This window comes from Streptomyces sp. NPDC050448 (genome assembly GCF_040655295.1).
Taxonomy (GTDB): domain Bacteria; phylum Actinomycetota; class Actinomycetes; order Streptomycetales; family Streptomycetaceae; genus Streptomyces.
Map to the genome: position 1 here is coordinate 1 of NZ_JBFAJR010000042.1, position 15947 is coordinate 15947.

Here is a 15947-nt window from a genome sequence, read left to right on the forward strand (position 1 = left end):
CCGCACCCGGACCTCCCACCTGGCAGCACTTCGCCCCGCCGAGCAACAACTCGACGGGGCGAAGTGACCCGGACCCCGGATTAACCAACGGCATCACGGGAGTGGCGGGGCCCGGGAAGACGGCTACGGGGTCGGTATGTAGTCCCAGCAGTCGGTGTACCAGCGCGGCGGGTTGTAGGTCAACATCCACAGGGCGCCACCGGTCTCCCTGCCGACGACGCCGTCGATGTCCAGCCGACCGTGCGCCCGCTGGAAGTCCTCCACCAGGCTCTTGGTGGCCGGCCCGAACTGGCCGTCGACCTTGATGCTGTGCCCGAGTCCGGCCCGGTTGAGCAATGTCTGAACGCACTCGACCCCGTGACCGGAGGATCCGTACCGCAGGGTGGGAGCCATGTGGTCCGCCTGCGCGGTCGCGCTGAGGCCGATCACCGTAGTCAACGAAAGAGCCAGAACCGCGGCAACCCGCGCGGCCCTCGAACCGATCTTCATTTAGTACACCCATCTTTGAGTCAGCAACAGATTTGGCCATGACGGCTCGACAACACCTGTTACTGGCGCAGACCCTACCGTCTGATGATCCACTGGATTGCCGTCACCTCGCCTGAGCCCAGCCCCAGAACGTCATCGGACGCGATCCGAGCCAGGCGCGTGACGACCCGTCGCCTCCCAGCCCAGGACGGCCGTTTGAAGCCAAAACGTGAGGAGCGCACAGCGATCCGGGGGCTGATCGTGACCGCGCCCCGCCTCTGATGAGCAGGCCCCCGGGCGGTGAGCCATGCCAGGCATCCGGGCATCTCGGAGTCCCTTGCCAGGCGCGCTACCCCCACCGCAGGTTGATCAGGATGGCCTGTGGCGCAGGCAGACACACGTCGAATCGCTACGCGCTTCGCCCGTCTCAGCTGTCCTGGAGAGTCTGCGTGCGCAAGTTCGGCTTGTTCGGTGGCCTGGATGCTCACGCTGGAGGAAGACGTGGATGCTCACGCATGCGTCGTCAGGTGTCGGCGTACTCGCGTATGTCCAGAGTTGGGTACGGGTGAACGTGCAGAGCAAGTAGCCACCGATTCATGGTCATTGCCGTGCGAGATGATGGGACGGTGGATCTTCGTTACTTCCATCAGACCGGCTGGACCGCCATCTTCAACCCGTTATCGACGGTTTGGCTCAAGATTCGTGGATGTTGTCGCTGGGCAGAACGTTCACGAGATCGAAGTGACGTAGCGTTGCGGTCGACAACGCCGTCGCCAGCAGCATCGGGTCCCCGACTTCCCGCGCGGCGGCGATCGCCTCGGCCACCCGGTCCTGTCCGTGCTCGCGCTCGACACTTTCACCGGCAACGAGCGCGACGAGCAGGACGGCCGCAGAGTGGGCGTCAACGCCTTCGGCGCGTTTCCACTCGCTGTGCAGCATCGCCCTGGCCTCGGCGTAGCGCCCCAGAATCTGCTCCACCGTCGCACAGGCCCGCGCTGTCTGTGCCCGGATCTGGGTGAGCTCGGCAGGCAGGAGCCGCAGCACCTCGTGCATGGTTTCCCTGGCCTGCCGCAGGTCGCCCGTGGCGCCGAGTACGTGTGCCGGCCGGCCGAGCCAGAGCTCTGCCGGGCCAGTGGCGGAAACCCGTTCTACCTGGAAGCCCTTCCATGGGGCGCGAAGCGGTCGGGATGATGTCCTGCGTTTTCTGCGCGCGCTCTCGACATATCGCCGGCTTGCTCCGCCCCGGACGCGCGCAGGGCATCAATTCAATCGGGCGCCCGGGCCGGATTCGTGAGGTCGGCATGGACGGCTGGATCACGCGCCAGGAGGTCCTCGCTTCCTGTTCCGCCCTGGCGGCCTACAGGAGATGACGTATCAAGACCCAGCCAGTGTCAACAGCGCTCGTGATCAATACACCTAGCGGCCGCGTCCCCTCTGGATCGTGAAGTGGTCGATCCGCTGGCCCGTCTCGGCCAGTGCGCTGACCTTCAGCTTCGGGGAGCGGCCCGTCTCGACCTCGACCGCGAGGAAGGAGTAGTTGGTGTACCGCACCCGCGACCACTCGACCGTCTCGGTCGCCTTCGAACCGCCCTTGACCCACCGGTAGGACTCGACGCTGTCGCGGTCCGCGACGTGGCCCTCGTACGAGTCCGGCACCGGGAAGCTGTACAGCGAGCGCCCCGCCGCGCCGGCCGTGACGTACACGATGCCGTCCTGCGTGGGGTCGGTGCGCTCGCCGATGGGGACCTTCCGGCCGACCTTGTTGCCCTTGATCGCGTCGGTCCGTTCGTACACGTGGTTGTGGCCGTTGATGACCAGGTCCACCTGGTGCTTCTCGAACAGCGGGACCCACACGTCGCGCACCCCGCCCTCCGAGGCGTGCGCGCTGGTGGTGGAGAACGCGCAGTGGTGGAAGAACACCACGATGAAGTCCACGTCGTGGTGGTGGCGCAGTTCGCCCAGGCGCCGGTCCAGCCACGCGGTCTGCTTTCCGCCGCTGATCCCGAAGTTGGCGGGGATCTCGTACGAGACGTCGTTCGCGTCGAGTGCGACGACCCCGACGTTGCCGTGTACGAACGAGTACACACCGGGCTGGTTGACCGGGTCCGGGCCGTTGTCGGGCAGGGACCAGCGAGCGTTCTGGCCGCCGTAGCCCTGGGGCGAGTACCAGGCCTCCATGTCGTGGTTGCCGGTCGTCACCATCCACGGCACGCTCTTGGCCACCGTCTCCGTCTGGGCCAGGAACTGGTCCCAGGCCCGCGCGTCGTAGGTGTCGCCGGCGGTGCCCGAGCCGGAGGAGTCGGCGTAGCAGATGTCGCCCGCGTGCAGGTGGAAGGCCGGGTTCTGGGCCAGCAGCACCGCGTCATTGCCGAGCGCGTGGTAGCTCACGCCTTGGTCGCCGAAGGCGGTGAAGGTGAAGTTCTCGGCGCGCGAGGGGGCGGTGGTGAAGGTGCCGAGCGTACCCAGGTTGCGGTGGTCGGCAGGGTCGAAGCCGTCGTGCCCGACCCCGTAGTAGTAGGTCTGACCGGGTCTCAGCCGGTCCAGGCCCACGTGCAGGTAGAACTGCTCGGCCGCGGCGATCTTGCCGCCGTTCAGGACCGGGGTGCTCAGGTGCCGGACCTCGGCATCGATCTTCACGCTCAGTGCCCAGGGGCTGGTGCCCACGCGCAGGTACGGCTTCTTCACCGCGAAGGGCACCTGCCAGGACACCCGCATCTGCGTCTTCGGATCGGCGCCGTACTGCAAGTGCCGTGCGAACGGTGCGGCCAGCGCACCGTCGACACCGCGCCGCTCGGTGGAGGTCAGCGCGGCCGGAGCCGCGTACGCGGGCGAGGCCGCGCCCACGCTCAGGCCGGCACCGGCACCGGCACCGGCGACGGCCGCGGTCACCGCACCCGCGCGCAGCGCGCCGCGCCGGGTGAACTTCGCACGCAGGTAGTCGTGCTGCTCAGCCATGCTCATGCGGGAGGCGAGCTTCTGGGGGATACCGAAATCGGGAAGGTCCATGGCCGCAAACCTCATCGTCCAAGACGACGCGGAGTTCACCTAGAGGTGAACGGACGGGGGCCAAACCCCCATGAGAGTCCCCGGAATTGCCCATCTTCGTGCCACCCCGGTTCGTGCCGGACCGATGCCGGGGCGGCGGTGGCCCTGCAGGGAGGCGTACTCAGGTTCTCGGCGGCGTTTCTTCGAGTCGAAGTGGGGGAGGCGCGACCGTCAGCGTTCTCGCCGACGGGGGATCCACAGGGCGGGCGCGCGGGTTCGGACCAGATGGTCAGGACCCACATCGCCATGCTCCGGGAGGTACCAGGTGGAACGCTGCAGAGCGGCGATGCTGGCGGAACTGCCGACTCAGTGGAATGATCACGGTCGTGGCTGCCGTAGGCACGGCGTCTGAGCCCTCCTGGAGAGCCCCGTTCACGGGGCTGAGCCCGCGTCCTTCGGGAAGCTGGTGACGGTGCTTCGGCGCGAGGGCGCGGAGGCGACCCGCAAGGGCCGGCCGTGGAGCCTTCCGTTGGAGGACCGGGCGCCACCGGTGGCGTCGTACTGGCGGGCGAACATGACGATGCGCGAGCTCGATCCGCTGTTCGGGGTGTCCACGTCGGCGGCGGACCGGGGCGAGGGTGTCCACCACCGCCCTGCTCGGCATCGCCCGGCTGCACAATCGCCCTCGCCGGATAGGCGAGCGCGCGGCCACACAACGACAGAGCACGCCGAAGGCGACTCAGAGATCATTTGCGGGCCAACCTTAGCTGAAAACCTGGCGATTGCTCCGGCGGGCCCAAGTCTCAGGTTTCAGTGCTCGCAGAGGGAGAATTCTCGTTCGTAGAGCTGCTCGTTGTGTTCGTCGACGAAGAACTTACGTTCCTGCATGAGTTGTTCGGGGTAGTTCCTCGCCTGTTCGAGCGTCATGGTCGAGGTGTCGGACCATGGTTGTTGCGGTGACACATCGGATGTCGAGACAATCCTTTCCGACGGGTCAACCAGGAAGAACGCGAGAATTTTGCGATAGCGGGTGCGCCTGCGGCTCGTCGGCGCCACTGCCGCCGGCACTGCGGAACGCGGCGCGGCGCAGCGGACGTCGCGCGGAAGGGGAGCGAGCGGGGGGTCGTCGCCCCGCAGCACGGCATCCACCACTTCCACCACCGCGACATCGGCCACGCGCGGTACCAGGACGTCCACGAGTTCCTCGCAGGTGGTCAGCACGTCGAGCGTTCGCCCGATCTGCCCGCCGGCGATACGCAGCACCTCCGCGCGGGCGCGCCCCTGCTCCCGCTCGGTGACCTCGACCGCGGCCACCGCGAGGCCGAGCACCTCCCCGGACGGCGCCTCGAGGCGGAAGACGGACACCTCGTAGACGTGCTCCTTGTCGGGATCGGCCGTGCGGCGAGCCCGTACGAGGTGTCCCACCACGGCCACACCGCTGTCCAGCACGCCACGCACGAGATCCACGGCCTCGTCGGGCGGGCGTGGCGGTATTGACGCGTACGACGCGCAGGTCGGTGTCCAGTAGGTGCAATCCCACGGGGGACTGGCTGAACAGGGCGTCCAGCATCGCAGCCTCTGGTCCGTTCAGAGGCGCGGTCGACTCGCTTTGGGCCACCCGAAACACCTTTGCTGCTCGGATCCGCCGGCGGACCTTCCCGAGCGTCCACCCAATCCTGTATTACCCCATACATTTAGAAATGCGAAAGATGTTGCATATCGGATGGGTGGCGGTTGCGTTCGCGGACTTGCCGGGACGCCCACCGCCGGCCCGCAACCGGTGGCCCTGAGCTGCAAAGGAGAGCGGACATGTCGAACGAACGGATCCCCGGTATCGACCCGGACGTCGGCCCGAGTGGGGAGGGCTGCGCCCAGTGCCTGGCGGGTGATGGCCCCGGCTGGTGGCTTCACCTGCGCCGTTGCGCACAGTGCGGCCGCATCGGCTGCTGCGACTCCTCTCCCTCCCAGCACGCCGGCCGGCACGCGCGGGAAGCCGGACACCCCTTCCTCACCAGCTTTGAGCCCGGCGAGGACTGGTTCTGGAACGTCGAGACCGGCAACTACTACGAGGGGCCACGGCTGCGCGCACCGGAGTCGCACCCTCGGGAACAACCCGTCCCGGGCCCGGAGGGCCGCGTTCCCGAGGACTGGCAGGAGCATCTCCACTGATTCGCCCGCACCGCCTTGGTACCGCGCGTGCCCCCGGTTGCGGCCGTGGCGCGGCCGCCTTCTCACGCCTCCTTACGGGCCAGCGGATCGGTGATGCCGCCGGGGCAGGCCCGGCGCTCGATGTTCCAGCCGTCCAGGCCGGCGGCGGACCGGTACACGGATTCGTAGAAGTCGAGGACGGCCTCCCGGGGGTTCGCGCTGTCCCGGACCTCGTCGTAGTCCAGCGTGGCCAGGCGGCTGATGCCCCGCTCGACCCAGCGCGCGGCTGCGGGACGCAGCGGGTGCCCGGTCAGGCCGTCGGGCTCCGGCGCGGCGTACGAGTAGAAGGCCGGCCCGGGGAAGGCGTCGTCGCCGAACCAGAAGCCGGAGCTGATGACCTCGCGCGAATAGGCCTCACGGGTCACCGGGTCGACACCCGCCCCCAGCTCGACGAAGCGGTCGGAGAACCGGGTGACTGCGACGTCGAAGGAATGCCAGAAGAGGTGTACCGGGCTGATCTTCCCGGAGAAACCGGAAGAGAACTCCTCGAGCACCAGGTTGACCTGGCTGAGTACCTGCCAGTGGCGGTTGACCCAGAACGGATCGTAGGAAGCGTGCTCCGTGTCTTCGGCGAACGGCCGCTGCGCGTCGGGCAGGCCGTACGGGCGGGGGTGCGCGATGGTCACTGCCACGCCGACCCTGTCGAGGGCGGCGAGCACCTCACGGTGGAACGACGCCACGGACAGGCCGAGGAGCGGGAAGGAGGTGGTCGAGCCGTCGAGCGTGCACACCATCAGCAGGTGGTCGACGAAATCGAAGTCGATCGTGAAGATCGGATTGCCGTCGGTCCCGCCCATAGGACGGGTCGTCACACCCCGCCCAGTGACATGGAACGGGACGTTCCACCAGTGGTTGCGCCGCACGCTGCTCGCCAGCCGGATCTTGCCGACGATCTGGGCGAACCGGTGCAGTGTCTCCTTGGAGTCTCGCCACTCCGACAACGGAATTGCGGGGAACAGGTCCACTGAGCATCCCTCAGCTCGTTGCGCTACGCCTCGCGGCCCGGACACCGACATCTTCACCCCACCCGGCCTCCGCTCCGGGCGCGACCGGCGCACGGCGAGGGAAGCGTCAGCCATCCACCCGCCCCGCCTGACGTCCGGCGGCCCATCGGCTCCGCCCATCGGTGCCCGCTCCGCAGGCTGGGATCAGTGTGCGGAGCGGGTCGATGCGGTACCCGGCGCTGCGCAGCTGGTGGACGATTCCGGCATCGCGGACCTGCGCCGGTGAGTAGCGCCGGGTACCCCGTCCGGAGAGCCGGTCGGGGGTCACGAGCCCCTCCGCATCCCAGTGGCGCAAGGTCGAGGCTCGCACCCCGAGCAGCCGCGAGGCCGGGCCTTCGCGGGCGGCGCGAACGATCTCCGACGTCCGGGGCGGTCGGCCGGTGAAGGCCGACCGCCCCGGACGTCACGATCAGACGAGGTCGAACCGGTCGAGGTTCATCACCTTGTCCCACGCGGAGACGAAGTCCTTCACGAACTTCTCCTTCGCGTCATCGCTCGCGTAGACCTCCGCGAGCGCACGCAGCTCGGAGTTCGAACCGAACACGAGGTCGGCGCGGGTTCCGGTCCACTTGACCTTGCCGGTGGCGGCGTCGAGACCCTCGAACGTGTTCGCGTCCTCGGACGTCGCCTTCCACGTGATACCCAGGTCGAGCAGGTTGGTGAAGAAGTCGTTGGTCAGCGACTCGCGGGCGGTGGTGAACACGCCGTGCGACGACTGCTGGTGGTTCGCGCCCAGGACGCGGAGCCCACCGACGAGGACCGTCATCTCGGGGGCGCTCAGCGTCAGCAGGTTCGCCCGGTCGAGCAGCAGGTACTCGGCCGGCAGCCGGTTGCCCTTCCCGACGTAGTTGCGGAAGCCGTCGGCGATCGGCTCGAGCGCCGCGAACGACTCCACGTCGGTCTGCTCCTGCGACGCGTCCGCGCGGCCCGGCGCGAAGGGAACCTGCACGTCGAAGCCGGCGTTCCTGGCGGCCTGCTCGACGCCCGCACCACCGGCGAGCACGATCAGGTCGGCGAGCGAGATCTGCTTGCCGCCGGTCTGGGCCGAGTTGAAGGACTCCCGGATTCCCTCCAGGGTACGCAGGACCGTCGCCAGCTGGTCGGGGTCGTTGACCTCCCACCCGCTCTGCGGCTGGAGGCGGATGCGCGCGCCGTTGGCACCGCCGCGCTTGTCGCTGCCCCGGAAGGACGAGGCCGACGCCCACGCAGTGGAGACGAGCTGGGACACCGACAGGTCCGAGGCGAGGATCCGGCTCTTGAGGGAGGCGATGTCCTCGGCGTCGACGAGCGCGTGCGTCACGGCGGGCAGGGGGTCCTGCCACAGCAGCGCCTCGGACGGGACCTCGGGGCCGAGGTACCGAACGATCGGGCCCATGTCGCGGTGGGTCAGCTTGAACCACGCGCGGGCGAAGGCGTCCGCGAACTCGGCGGGGTTCTCGCGGAAGCGCCGCGCGATCGGCTCGTAGGCCGGGTCGAGGCGGAGCGAGACGTCTGTCGTCAGCATCGTCGGGGCGTGGCTCTTCGACGTGTCGTGGGCGTCGGGGACCGTGCCCGCTCCAGCGTTGCCCTTCGGCCGCCACTGGTGCGCACCGGCGGGGCTCTGGAACAGCTCCCACTCGTATCCGAAAAGGATCTCGAAGAAGCTGTTGTCCCAGGTCACCGGGGTGTTCGTCCAGATGCCCTCGAGGCCACTGGTGATCGCGTCGGCGCCCTTGCCGGTGCCGAAGCTGTTCTTCCAGCCGAGGCCCTGCTGCTCGATCGGAGCGGCCTCGGGGGCGGCGCCGACGCTGTCCGCGGGGCCCGCGCCGTGGGTCTTGCCGAAGGTGTGGCCGCCCGCGATGAGGGCGACCGTCTCCTCGTCGTTCATCGCCATCCGGCGGAACGTTTCGCGGATGTCGCGGGCTGCGGCGAGCGGGTCGGGGGTGCCGTTCGGACCCTCCGGGTTGACGTAGATGAGGCCCATCTGGACCGCGCCGAGGGGGTTCTCCAGCTCACGGTCGCCGGTGTAGCGCTCGTCGCCCAGCCAGGTGGTCTCGGGACCCCAGTACACGTCCTCGTCGGGCTCCCAGACGTCCGGGCGACCGCCGCCGAAGCCGAAGGTCTCGAAGCCCATGGACTCCAGGGCGACGTTGCCGGCGAGGATCATGAGGTCGGCCCACGAGAGGTTCTGGCCGTACTTCTTCTTCACCGGCCACAGCAGGCGACGGGCCTTGTCGAGGTTCCCGTTGTCCGGCCAGCTGTTGAGAGGGGCGAAGCGCTGCTGGCCCGCCCCGGCACCGCCGCGGCCGTCGCTGATCCGGTAGGTGCCGGCGCTGTGCCACGCCATCCGGATCATGAACGGGCCGTAGTGGCCGAAGTCGGCGGGCCACCAGTCCTGCGAGGTGGTCAGCGTCTCCGCGATGTCCCGCTTCACCGCAGGGAGGTCGAGGGTCTTGAACGCCTCGGCGTAGTCGAACTCCTCACCGAGGGGGTTGGCCACGGCGGGGTTCTTGGCGAGGATCTTGAGGTTGAGCCGCTCGGGCCACCACTGGCGGTTTCCGCCACCCTGTGTCGGGTGTGCGGCGCGCTCATGTGCGACCGGGCATCCGCCTCCGCCCTCCGTCTTCGCGTCTACGACGATTGCATCATGGTTCTCAGACATGGGAATCCTTCCAAACCGGGCGGATCACTGTGCTAAGGAACTACGGGTGGCGGAAAAGCCGGGTACAGGCTCCAGTGGGTCCAGTGGGCGACGCGGCCTCGCTGCGGCGAGGGCGTGGAGGGCCGGCACGCGACGTGCAGAGGGAACCGGTCGGCGCGATCGCGCACCCTGAAGCGACCGTCCCGATGCCGAGGTGGTCACCTTCCGGCGCGGCCTCGAGCAGCGTGACGCGGGTGACCGTGGTCCACAGGCCCACATTGCGCAGCTCCTCGGAGGTGGTCCGTCACGTCTGTGTCTCACTGCGGTACTGGGATCTTCCTGTCCCTTGGCTGTCAACCGAACCGATCCTACGATGGACGGAATCCAAGTCAAGAAGCGCGCCAAACCCATATCCAATAGGGACCCGGACGTGTCTCTAAACTCCGAGTATCCCACCAAACCTGAATGGGTGAACCGACATGAGTGACCTGCTGGAACGACTGCGTGGGCGTGGCTGGCGGATGACCTCCCAGCGGCGTGTCGTTGCCGAGGTACTCGACGGAGACCACATGCACCTCACGGCCGACGAGGTGCATGCCCGCGCGGCGGAGCGGCTGCCCGAGATCTCGCGGGCCACCGTCTACAACGCCTTGGGCGAGCTGGTCACTCTCGGTGAGGTCGTGGAGCTGTCCACGGACGGCCGTGCAAAACGCTACGACCCCAACGCGCACCACCCGCACCACCACCTGGTGTGCTCCCGTTGCGGCACCATCCGCGACGTCCACCCGACGGGCGATCCGCTGGCCGGCCTCCCGGCGGAGGAACGCTTCGGGTTCACGGTGTCCAAGGTCGAGGTCACGTTCCGCGGTCTGTGCCCGTCCTGCGCCTAGGGGGTGTCCGGCCCTGATCCGCCGGACACCCCCTAGACAGCGCGTTCCGCGCTCAGGGCGGGACCCGTCCTGAGCCGGGCGCGGCCAGGCCGGGCCGGGGGCCGGCCGCGCCCGTCGGCGGCGCCGCTGGCCGGCCTGCTTGGCAGCAGGCGGTGCAGGGCGACGCCGCGCGCGGACGCGGCGACGACCCCGGTCGAGGGTGGCGAGCACGGCGGCCCGGGTGCGGCCGAGACCGTACACGGATGACCTCAGCCGGTACCGGGGAGGCAGCCTGTAGGCGTGCGACCAGTGGTTTCAGCACGGGCCTCGCCGCCGCACGTTGACTGCCTCCCCGTTCCCGGTCCGGTTACGGGCGGCGTCGCGTACGTGGCACCCGGCGGGGGAGCGGATCCCGTTCGTCACACCTCTGATCGAGCCGTACCCGGGGGTCTGGCCAGGACTTCTTGCTCCCGTGCCGTCAGTTCAGGGCCGTCGAGCAGGGGCTTGCGGGGGCCGAGTGCCGCCGCCAGGAGGACTGCGGGGCCGGCGAGGATACGGGCCGGCCTGCGCAGCGTCACGACGTCGGTGACCCGTTTCACGATCATGGCGTTGCCGGTGGCCGTGCGGGCGAGGCGGTGGACGTACCGCGCGCTCAGCCGGTCCGCGAGGTTCGGTTTCCTGCCGGTCGCGCCGGGGTAGAACCGGTCCTGGCCGACCGCCAGCATCCACGCCGCAGCCGCCGGCCGTGCCATCGCGCGCTGGGCCCGTGAGGTGAAGCCGGGGGAGGCGACGGGCGTTCGCGCGGCCCGGCCGCGCAGGGCGAGGGCGCCGAGGGCCGCCACGGACATGCCGTGTCCGTAGACGGGGTTGAGGCTGGTGGCCGCATCACCGAGGACGACGAATCCCTCAGGGAGCCCGGCCCGCTCGAAGTGGCGCCAGCGGTTGGCGGTGCGCGCGTACACGGTCACGCCGCTGATCGGCTCCGCCCGGGCGAGGAGATCGGCCACGAGGGGATGCCGGACCCTGCGGGCGAAGTCCTCGAAGAGCTCCTCGTTCGAGGAGGGCTCGCCGCCGCGCGTGCCCGAGAGGCTGACGTGCCACTGGCCGTCCTCGATGGAGATGATGGTGGCGAAGAGTCCGGGCCGGGCCTGACGGGGATCGGCCGGAATGTGTACCACCGGCCAGTCGGTCTCGGTCCCTTCCGGCGCGCGGTACCGGCGGCTGGCGTAGCGGACGCCGGCGTCGACCACCGTTTCCCGCACCTCGGGGCCGCCGATGTCGAGGAGCCACCGGGTGTTCTTGGAGCTGCGGCCGGTCGCGTCGATGACGAGGTCGGCCTCGATCAGGCTCTGGCGCCTCTGCCCGTCCTGCCCGTTCCGTCCGTCCCGTCCGCCCTGCGCGTCCTCGACGTACACGCCCCGTACCCGTGCGCCGTCTCCCGCCAGACCGGTGATTTTCGTGTGTGTCCGGAGCCCGACGTTGGGCATCTCCAGGACCCGCCTGCGTACGGCCCAGTCGATCAGGTCCCGGCCGGCGCCGATCAGGTAGTGCGTCGGCTCCCATGAGCGGCGGTACCAGCCGGCCGGTGAGAACGAGACCATCCCGTTCGGGATCGGGATGCGGTGGGCGCCTGCCGCGAGCCAGTCGTCCGTGACTCCCGGAAGGAGTTGCTCCATGGCATCGGCTCCGCCGGCCCACAGGGTGTGGGCGTGCGCGGCCTGCGGAAGTCCGGCCCGCGGCAGGGGTGTCTGCGGGAGCGCGCTGTCGCGCTCGAGGACGAGTATCTCGCCGACGTGCGGGGCAAGAGCCGCCGCGGCGAGAGTACCGGCCAGGCCGCCGCCGAGAATGACCACGCGGGGTAAGGCGGAAAGGCGCGATGTCATGGTGCGCTGCTCTCTGGGACGGCGGTTCGCCGGCACGAACGGACCGTGGCCGACTTGGTCAGTGCCTGGGACATCCGGACCAGGCCCAAAGGACTGTTCGGCGAGGTGAGGACCGGGCTCGGGCCCCTCGGCACGGGCTCTTCCGGCGCGCTCTGCGCACGGCCCCAGAGGACGACGGCACTCGCCAGGGCGGCGGCGTCGGCCACGGCCGCAGCCTCGTCGGCCGAACGGCCGGCTTCCAGTTCCTCCCGCAGTGCCTTTTCCCGTATGCCGGCGTGCAGGTAGGGGCTGACCGTGAGGATCCCGTCGTGGATGTCCGACTCACGCTGGGTCAACCTGATCTCGATGGACGTCCAGGGCCCGGTGGCCAGGTCGATGCTGTGCCGTGTCGCCGCCTTCAGTTCCTGGGAAAGGGGGCGAAGCAGGCGGTACCGGCGCCACATCCGCCACAGGCCCGTGACGTGCTCGGAGACGAGCGGCAGGACGAACCCGGTCGCGATCAGGAGTGCGGACACGGAGGCGAGAGCCGGTGCGATCTCGGAGCTGAGGACGTCCCAGTCGTCGCTGCCCGCCCAGCGGGCCCCGATCGCACTGAACTTGGCGATGTCGTACAAGAGGTTGAGTACGTACCCGACGGCGATCAGGCCCAGTCCCGAGCGGAGTGCGCCGTGGACCGCGCGCGCCCATCGCTGGCACAGAAGCGTCATGGTGACGGCTGCCGTGGTGTGGGCCGCGAGGTAGAGGAGGATCATCTCCCTGATGTACGGCGTGGACGCGTAGTACGTGTCCAGGTCGCGCAGGCGCTCGACGGGGGCGTCGCCGAGCGCGAAGAGCACGTTGATGGCCGCGATCACCGCGAGGGTGACCACGTTGCACAGGCGGGACCGCCGACGGGTCCGCTCCGCGTCCTCCGGGCCGCTGCTCCAGCGGAAGATGAGCACGATGTTGGCCCCGGAGAAGGCCGTGAGCAGCGAGAACACGACCGGTGCAGCGGCGTTCGGAACCCCCGTGATCCTGTTGACCGCGATGAGCGTGGGGATCGCGGTGAACCCGAACACGGCGGTCGCCAGCGTGAGGAGGATGCAGACGGACCGCAGGAGTTCGTCCCGGGGATTGCGGCAGAGGGCGGGGAACTTGAGGCCCGCAGCCACGAGCAGCAGGACTCCGGGTATGTAGAAGGCCAGTCCGTTCGAGTCGTTCACGCCGCGCCCTGTTGTTGCCGTTGCCGTTGCGGTCGTTGTTGCCGTCGCCGTTGCTGCCGGGCGGAGGCCGGAGACTTGTCGACCGGATGGCCGGGGGTCCGAACCCGTCGGCCGGCCCGGGGGTTGTTCATGTGTGGGCGTTCCTCGTGAAGGGGCGGGGTGCCGGGCTGCTCGTGGGTCGCGAACGGCCCGTTGTCAGGCTCGGCGACTGACGGTGTCGAGATGCCGGTAGAGCGCCTCGTGCCCTTCGGGGGTGGGGTGCAGGCCGTCGACGAGCAGTTCGCTCTTCTCGCGCAGCGGCTCCCACATGTCGAGGTAGTCGACGTGGTTCTCGTCGCACCAGGCCCGTATGGATTCACGCAGGGCCAGTGCCCGTGCCCGGGTGAAGCGCAGGCCCTCGTAGTCGCGGGTGCGTTCTTCGTCGAGCCATGCCGGTCCCGCGACAACGAGTCGCGCATTGTGGCCGAGGGCCGTGGCAGCCAGCGAGCCGAGACTGTCCGCGATGTGCACCGGCCCGTCGCCGTGCGTCTGCGGGGCAGTGAGCGGCAGGGCGGAGTCGTTGATACCGGCGGCGACGAGGAGGGTGTCCGGCCGGCGCGGGCCCAGCAGCGCGGGCGTCTGCTCGCTGACATCGGCCAGTGTGCTGCCGGGGATGGCCAGGTTGAAGACCCGGTGTTCAGCCTCGTTCCCCGCGATGTGGGCAGCCGCCAGGTGGGCTGCCCATCCTCCGTGCGGATCACAGCGTCCGTAGGCGATGCTGTCGCCCACGATCACGATGCGCTGTGCGGAGCGGAGCGGCTTCGCATCCAGGTATGCCCAGGTGTTCTCCCCGGAGGTGAGGACCACCCGTCGGCGGGTGTAGTCGTCGACTTCGTAGGCATCGGCTGCGGCGAGGTCCTGGTCGGTGAGGTGCAGAACGGCGCCCTCGACCGTGGCGCCGAGCCTGCGCTCCAGGATCAGGTGTACGTCCAGGCCGCTGGCGGCGATCACGGCCGGGTCGGTGATCGGCAGGGGCCGGGTGGTGTAGCCGGCCAGCGACGCCGGCTCAGTGGGAACGGTTCGGCCGAAGAGAGCGGTCTGGACCCGTTCGTCCATCAGCGTGCCGAACGAGAACAAGGTGTGGGGGCGTGATTCGGTCACGGTGAGCCGCGTGCCCTTTCTTCAAGGAATGATCAACTCACCCTAACGGCCGCCCCGGGCCGCCGAACGAGCCCTCCCCGCTACGAGGGGAGGGGCCGAGCCCGGCACCGAGGACGCCGACCGCCTCACCCTGCTCACCGTTCTCGGCACCCAGGCGCTCGCCGGCCGGCCGGCCTCGAGCCTCAGGCGAGCGACTCCGGTCCGGCGCGGACTCAGCAGCAGCGCCCGATCGCCTCGGCCTTGCTGAAGTCCCCGGCCGCGTACGCCTTCGCGGGGATGGTGAAGTACATCGTTCCGGCGTCCCCCCAGCCCCATCCCAGTTCCGCGTCCTCCGCGAGCTGGAGCAGATGGACTGCGGGGCCGTCGGCGTCGCGGTAGGACACCTCCGACGCGTACGAGGTGTCCGGCCAGCCGAAAGCGCAGTGGCCGCCCGCCGTGTTCCCGTTGAGGTCGTGCATCTCGGCGAGGATGAGCGACGTCGCGCCCCAGTGCTTGTCCGTGTCGAACTCGACGTCGTCGTCGTGGACGTCCCAGCAGTCCGGCAGCATGGTCACCTCGGCGGCGTGGACGGGGCGGGCCGGAAAGCTCCGCGCCGGCTCGGGTGCGGCCGTCTCGATCGCCCGCGCGGGATCTGCGGGAATCACACGGCTCGCCTCGGGGCTCCATGTGTCGAGCTTGGAGTAGTCCTCGTACGGCACGTCCGGATCGATGGAGAAGAAGTTGAGCAGGCCCGGCCGTGTCGGCAGTTCGTCCCCGAGCCACACGGCGAGGGCATCGGTGTCGAGTACGGCGTGCAGGGACAGGGGAACGCCGCCGAGTTCGGGCCAAGGGGTGCCCGGTTCGAGCAGGGCGGGGCCACCGAGCCGGGATCGGCCGGCCGCCGGAGCGTCGTTCGCCGCCCGAGACAGCCGGAAGCCGCGGCGGGCCATCGCCGCGAACTGCCGGCCGGCCTGCTCGCCGAGCCGTTCGGTGCACAGGCGGTGCATGCTGGCGCGATCATCGAATTCCATGCCGCGATCCTCTCAACGCTGGCTCGCCGTCCATGAGTCAGGGCACCGCGTGTGGTGCGCGGGGGCCGTCCTCCACCCCTCCGGCGACGCTCCCTCCGGCGGCATCAGCCGGCGCGATCCCTGCCGGGAGGCATCGGAGATCCGGGGACGTGCGCCCCGACCCGATCAGGCTGGAGCTACGCTCCGACGATGGAACGCGCAGAGGTCCTCAAGCGAGTCATCGGCATCCTCACCGAGGCCCAGGAGATCCGCCGAGCAGCTGAAGCCGGCGAGGAAGACGACAGTCCCGACACGGAAGCAGGGGTCGTCACCCAGCTGCTGAACGAAATGCTGCCGTCGATCAGCGTTCCGTCCGACTCCTCCCCACAGCAGGTGGCCCGCCTCGTCGCGGAGGCACTGGGACCGGCCCTGCACACGATGGTCGCCGGATTCAGCCTGGCCTTCACCAGTCTCGCCATGGCGCACGACGCCGGCCGGACGGACATCTCGTCGACCGAGGTACTCCAGGAGCTCGCCCTCGAAGTGGAGGCGGGAACCTACGACGACGGCGCCTAGTCA

At 69.4% G+C, this 15947-nt stretch carries 13 protein-coding genes and 3 pseudogenes; 4 read left to right on the plus strand and 12 right to left on the minus strand.

All coding sequences use genetic code 11. The features are described 5' to 3' along the window. Positions 1–123: 123 nt before the first annotated feature. The 3 genes from AB0I68_RS33260 to AB0I68_RS33270 form a co-directional block, all read right to left on the minus strand. Complete coding sequence (locus AB0I68_RS33260; protein ID WP_363181168.1) at positions 124–429, minus strand: peptidoglycan-binding domain-containing protein; 306 nt, start codon at positions 427–429, stop codon at positions 124–126. Positions 430–1161: 732 nt separating this feature from the next. After that, complete coding sequence (locus AB0I68_RS33265; protein WP_363181109.1) at positions 1162–1521, minus strand: hypothetical protein; 360 nt, start codon at positions 1519–1521, stop codon at positions 1162–1164. A gap of 363 nt (positions 1522–1884) precedes the next feature. Continuing rightward, positions 1885–3474 carry a metallophosphoesterase family protein gene (locus AB0I68_RS33270; protein WP_363181110.1) on the minus strand — a complete coding sequence of 530 codons (1590 nt, stop codon included), beginning with the start codon at positions 3472–3474 and terminating at the stop codon, positions 1885–1887. Positions 3475–3839: 365 nt separating this feature from the next. Between AB0I68_RS33270 and AB0I68_RS33275 the strand changes: the two are divergent. Beyond that, positions 3840–4084 (plus strand): annotated as a pseudogene (locus tag AB0I68_RS33275) (IS5/IS1182 family transposase); the annotation flags it as partial. Between the two features lie 179 nt (positions 4085–4263). On the opposite strand, the pseudogene AB0I68_RS33280 reads toward AB0I68_RS33275, so the two are convergent. Continuing rightward, positions 4264–4479: pseudogene (locus AB0I68_RS33280) on the minus strand (DUF4246 family protein); the annotation flags it as partial. 315 nt (positions 4480–4794) lie between these two features. Continuing rightward, positions 4795–4920: pseudogene (locus tag AB0I68_RS33285) on the minus strand (hypothetical protein); the annotation flags it as partial. Between the two features lie 342 nt (positions 4921–5262). Here AB0I68_RS33285 and AB0I68_RS33290 point away from each other — a divergent pair. Next, positions 5263–5622 carry a UBP-type zinc finger domain-containing protein gene (locus tag AB0I68_RS33290; RefSeq protein ID WP_363181111.1) on the plus strand — a complete coding sequence of 120 codons (360 nt, stop codon included), beginning with the start codon at positions 5263–5265 and terminating at the stop codon, positions 5620–5622. Between the two features lie 62 nt (positions 5623–5684). Here AB0I68_RS33290 and AB0I68_RS33295 read toward each other — a convergent pair whose 3' ends face one another. The 3 genes from AB0I68_RS33295 to katG all read right to left on the minus strand — a co-directional run bounded on the left by AB0I68_RS33295 (position 5685) and on the right by katG (position 9306). Then, the gene (locus AB0I68_RS33295) at positions 5685–6626 is read right to left on the minus strand and encodes a DUF5996 family protein (RefSeq protein WP_363181112.1); all 942 of its coding nucleotides are present in this window, start codon (positions 6624–6626) and stop codon (positions 5685–5687) included. Between the two features lie 106 nt (positions 6627–6732). Continuing rightward, the gene (locus AB0I68_RS33300) at positions 6733–6975 is read right to left on the minus strand and encodes a MerR family transcriptional regulator (RefSeq protein ID WP_363181113.1); all 243 of its coding nucleotides are present in this window, start codon (positions 6973–6975) and stop codon (positions 6733–6735) included. Between the two features lie 99 nt (positions 6976–7074). Further along, positions 7075–9306 (minus strand): catalase/peroxidase HPI, encoded by a 2232-nt coding sequence (gene katG / locus AB0I68_RS33305; RefSeq protein WP_363181115.1) that lies wholly within the window; start codon positions 9304–9306, stop codon positions 7075–7077. Positions 9307–9764: 458 nt separating this feature from the next. On the opposite strand from katG, the gene AB0I68_RS33310 reads away from it, so the two are divergent. After that, positions 9765–10175, plus strand: coding sequence for a Fur family transcriptional regulator (locus tag AB0I68_RS33310; RefSeq protein ID WP_363181116.1), 411 nt, complete (start codon positions 9765–9767; stop codon positions 10173–10175). A 398-nt stretch (positions 10176–10573) separates the two neighbouring features. Here AB0I68_RS33310 and AB0I68_RS33315 read toward each other — a convergent pair whose 3' ends face one another. The 4 genes from AB0I68_RS33315 to AB0I68_RS33330 all read right to left on the minus strand — a co-directional run bounded on the left by AB0I68_RS33315 (position 10574) and on the right by AB0I68_RS33330 (position 15389). Further along, a complete protein-coding gene (locus AB0I68_RS33315) occupies positions 10574–12037 on the minus strand; it encodes a pyridine nucleotide-disulfide oxidoreductase (protein WP_363181117.1) in 1464 nt (487 codons plus the stop codon). Next, positions 12034–13239, minus strand: a complete 1206-nt coding sequence (locus AB0I68_RS33320; protein WP_363181118.1) for an MAB_1171c family putative transporter — start codon at positions 13237–13239, stop codon at positions 12034–12036. The genes AB0I68_RS33315 and AB0I68_RS33320 overlap by 4 nt, the downstream gene beginning before the upstream one ends. A 195-nt stretch (positions 13240–13434) precedes the next feature. Continuing rightward, positions 13435–14379 (minus strand): GDSL-type esterase/lipase family protein, encoded by a 945-nt coding sequence (locus tag AB0I68_RS33325; protein ID WP_363181119.1) that lies wholly within the window; start codon positions 14377–14379, stop codon positions 13435–13437. Between the two features lie 212 nt (positions 14380–14591). Beyond that, positions 14592–15389, minus strand: a complete 798-nt coding sequence (locus AB0I68_RS33330) for a YwqG family protein (RefSeq protein ID WP_363181120.1) — start codon at positions 15387–15389, stop codon at positions 14592–14594. A 189-nt stretch (positions 15390–15578) separates the two neighbouring features. Between AB0I68_RS33330 and AB0I68_RS33335 the strand changes: the two genes are divergently transcribed. Further along, on the plus strand, positions 15579–15944 hold the full coding sequence (locus AB0I68_RS33335) for a hypothetical protein (protein WP_363181121.1): 366 nt from the start codon (positions 15579–15581) through the stop codon (positions 15942–15944). The last annotated feature ends 3 nt before the right edge of the window (positions 15945–15947 follow it).

What these genes read in the sequence shown, in the direction of transcription:
- AB0I68_RS33265 (WP_363181109.1), bottom strand. Translation starts at nt 1,521, where the DNA reads ATGCACGAGGTGCTGCGGCTCCTGCCTGCCGAGCTCACCCAGATCCGG.
- AB0I68_RS33270 (WP_363181110.1), bottom strand. Translation starts at nt 3,474, where the DNA reads ATGGACCTTCCCGATTTCGGTATCCCCCAGAAGCTCGCCTCCCGCATG.
- AB0I68_RS33290 (WP_363181111.1), top strand. Translation starts at nt 5,263, where the DNA reads ATGTCGAACGAACGGATCCCCGGTATCGACCCGGACGTCGGCCCGAGT.
- katG (WP_363181115.1), bottom strand. Translation starts at nt 9,306, where the DNA reads ATGTCTGAGAACCATGATGCAATCGTCGTAGACGCGAAGACGGAGGGC.
- AB0I68_RS33310 (WP_363181116.1), top strand. Translation starts at nt 9,765, where the DNA reads ATGAGTGACCTGCTGGAACGACTGCGTGGGCGTGGCTGGCGGATGACC.
- AB0I68_RS33315 (WP_363181117.1), bottom strand. Translation starts at nt 12,037, where the DNA reads ATGACATCGCGCCTTTCCGCCTTACCCCGCGTGGTCATTCTCGGCGGC.
- AB0I68_RS33330 (WP_363181120.1), bottom strand. Translation starts at nt 15,389, where the DNA reads ATGGAATTCGATGATCGCGCCAGCATGCACCGCCTGTGCACCGAACGG.
- AB0I68_RS33335 (WP_363181121.1), top strand. Translation starts at nt 15,579, where the DNA reads ATGGAACGCGCAGAGGTCCTCAAGCGAGTCATCGGCATCCTCACCGAG.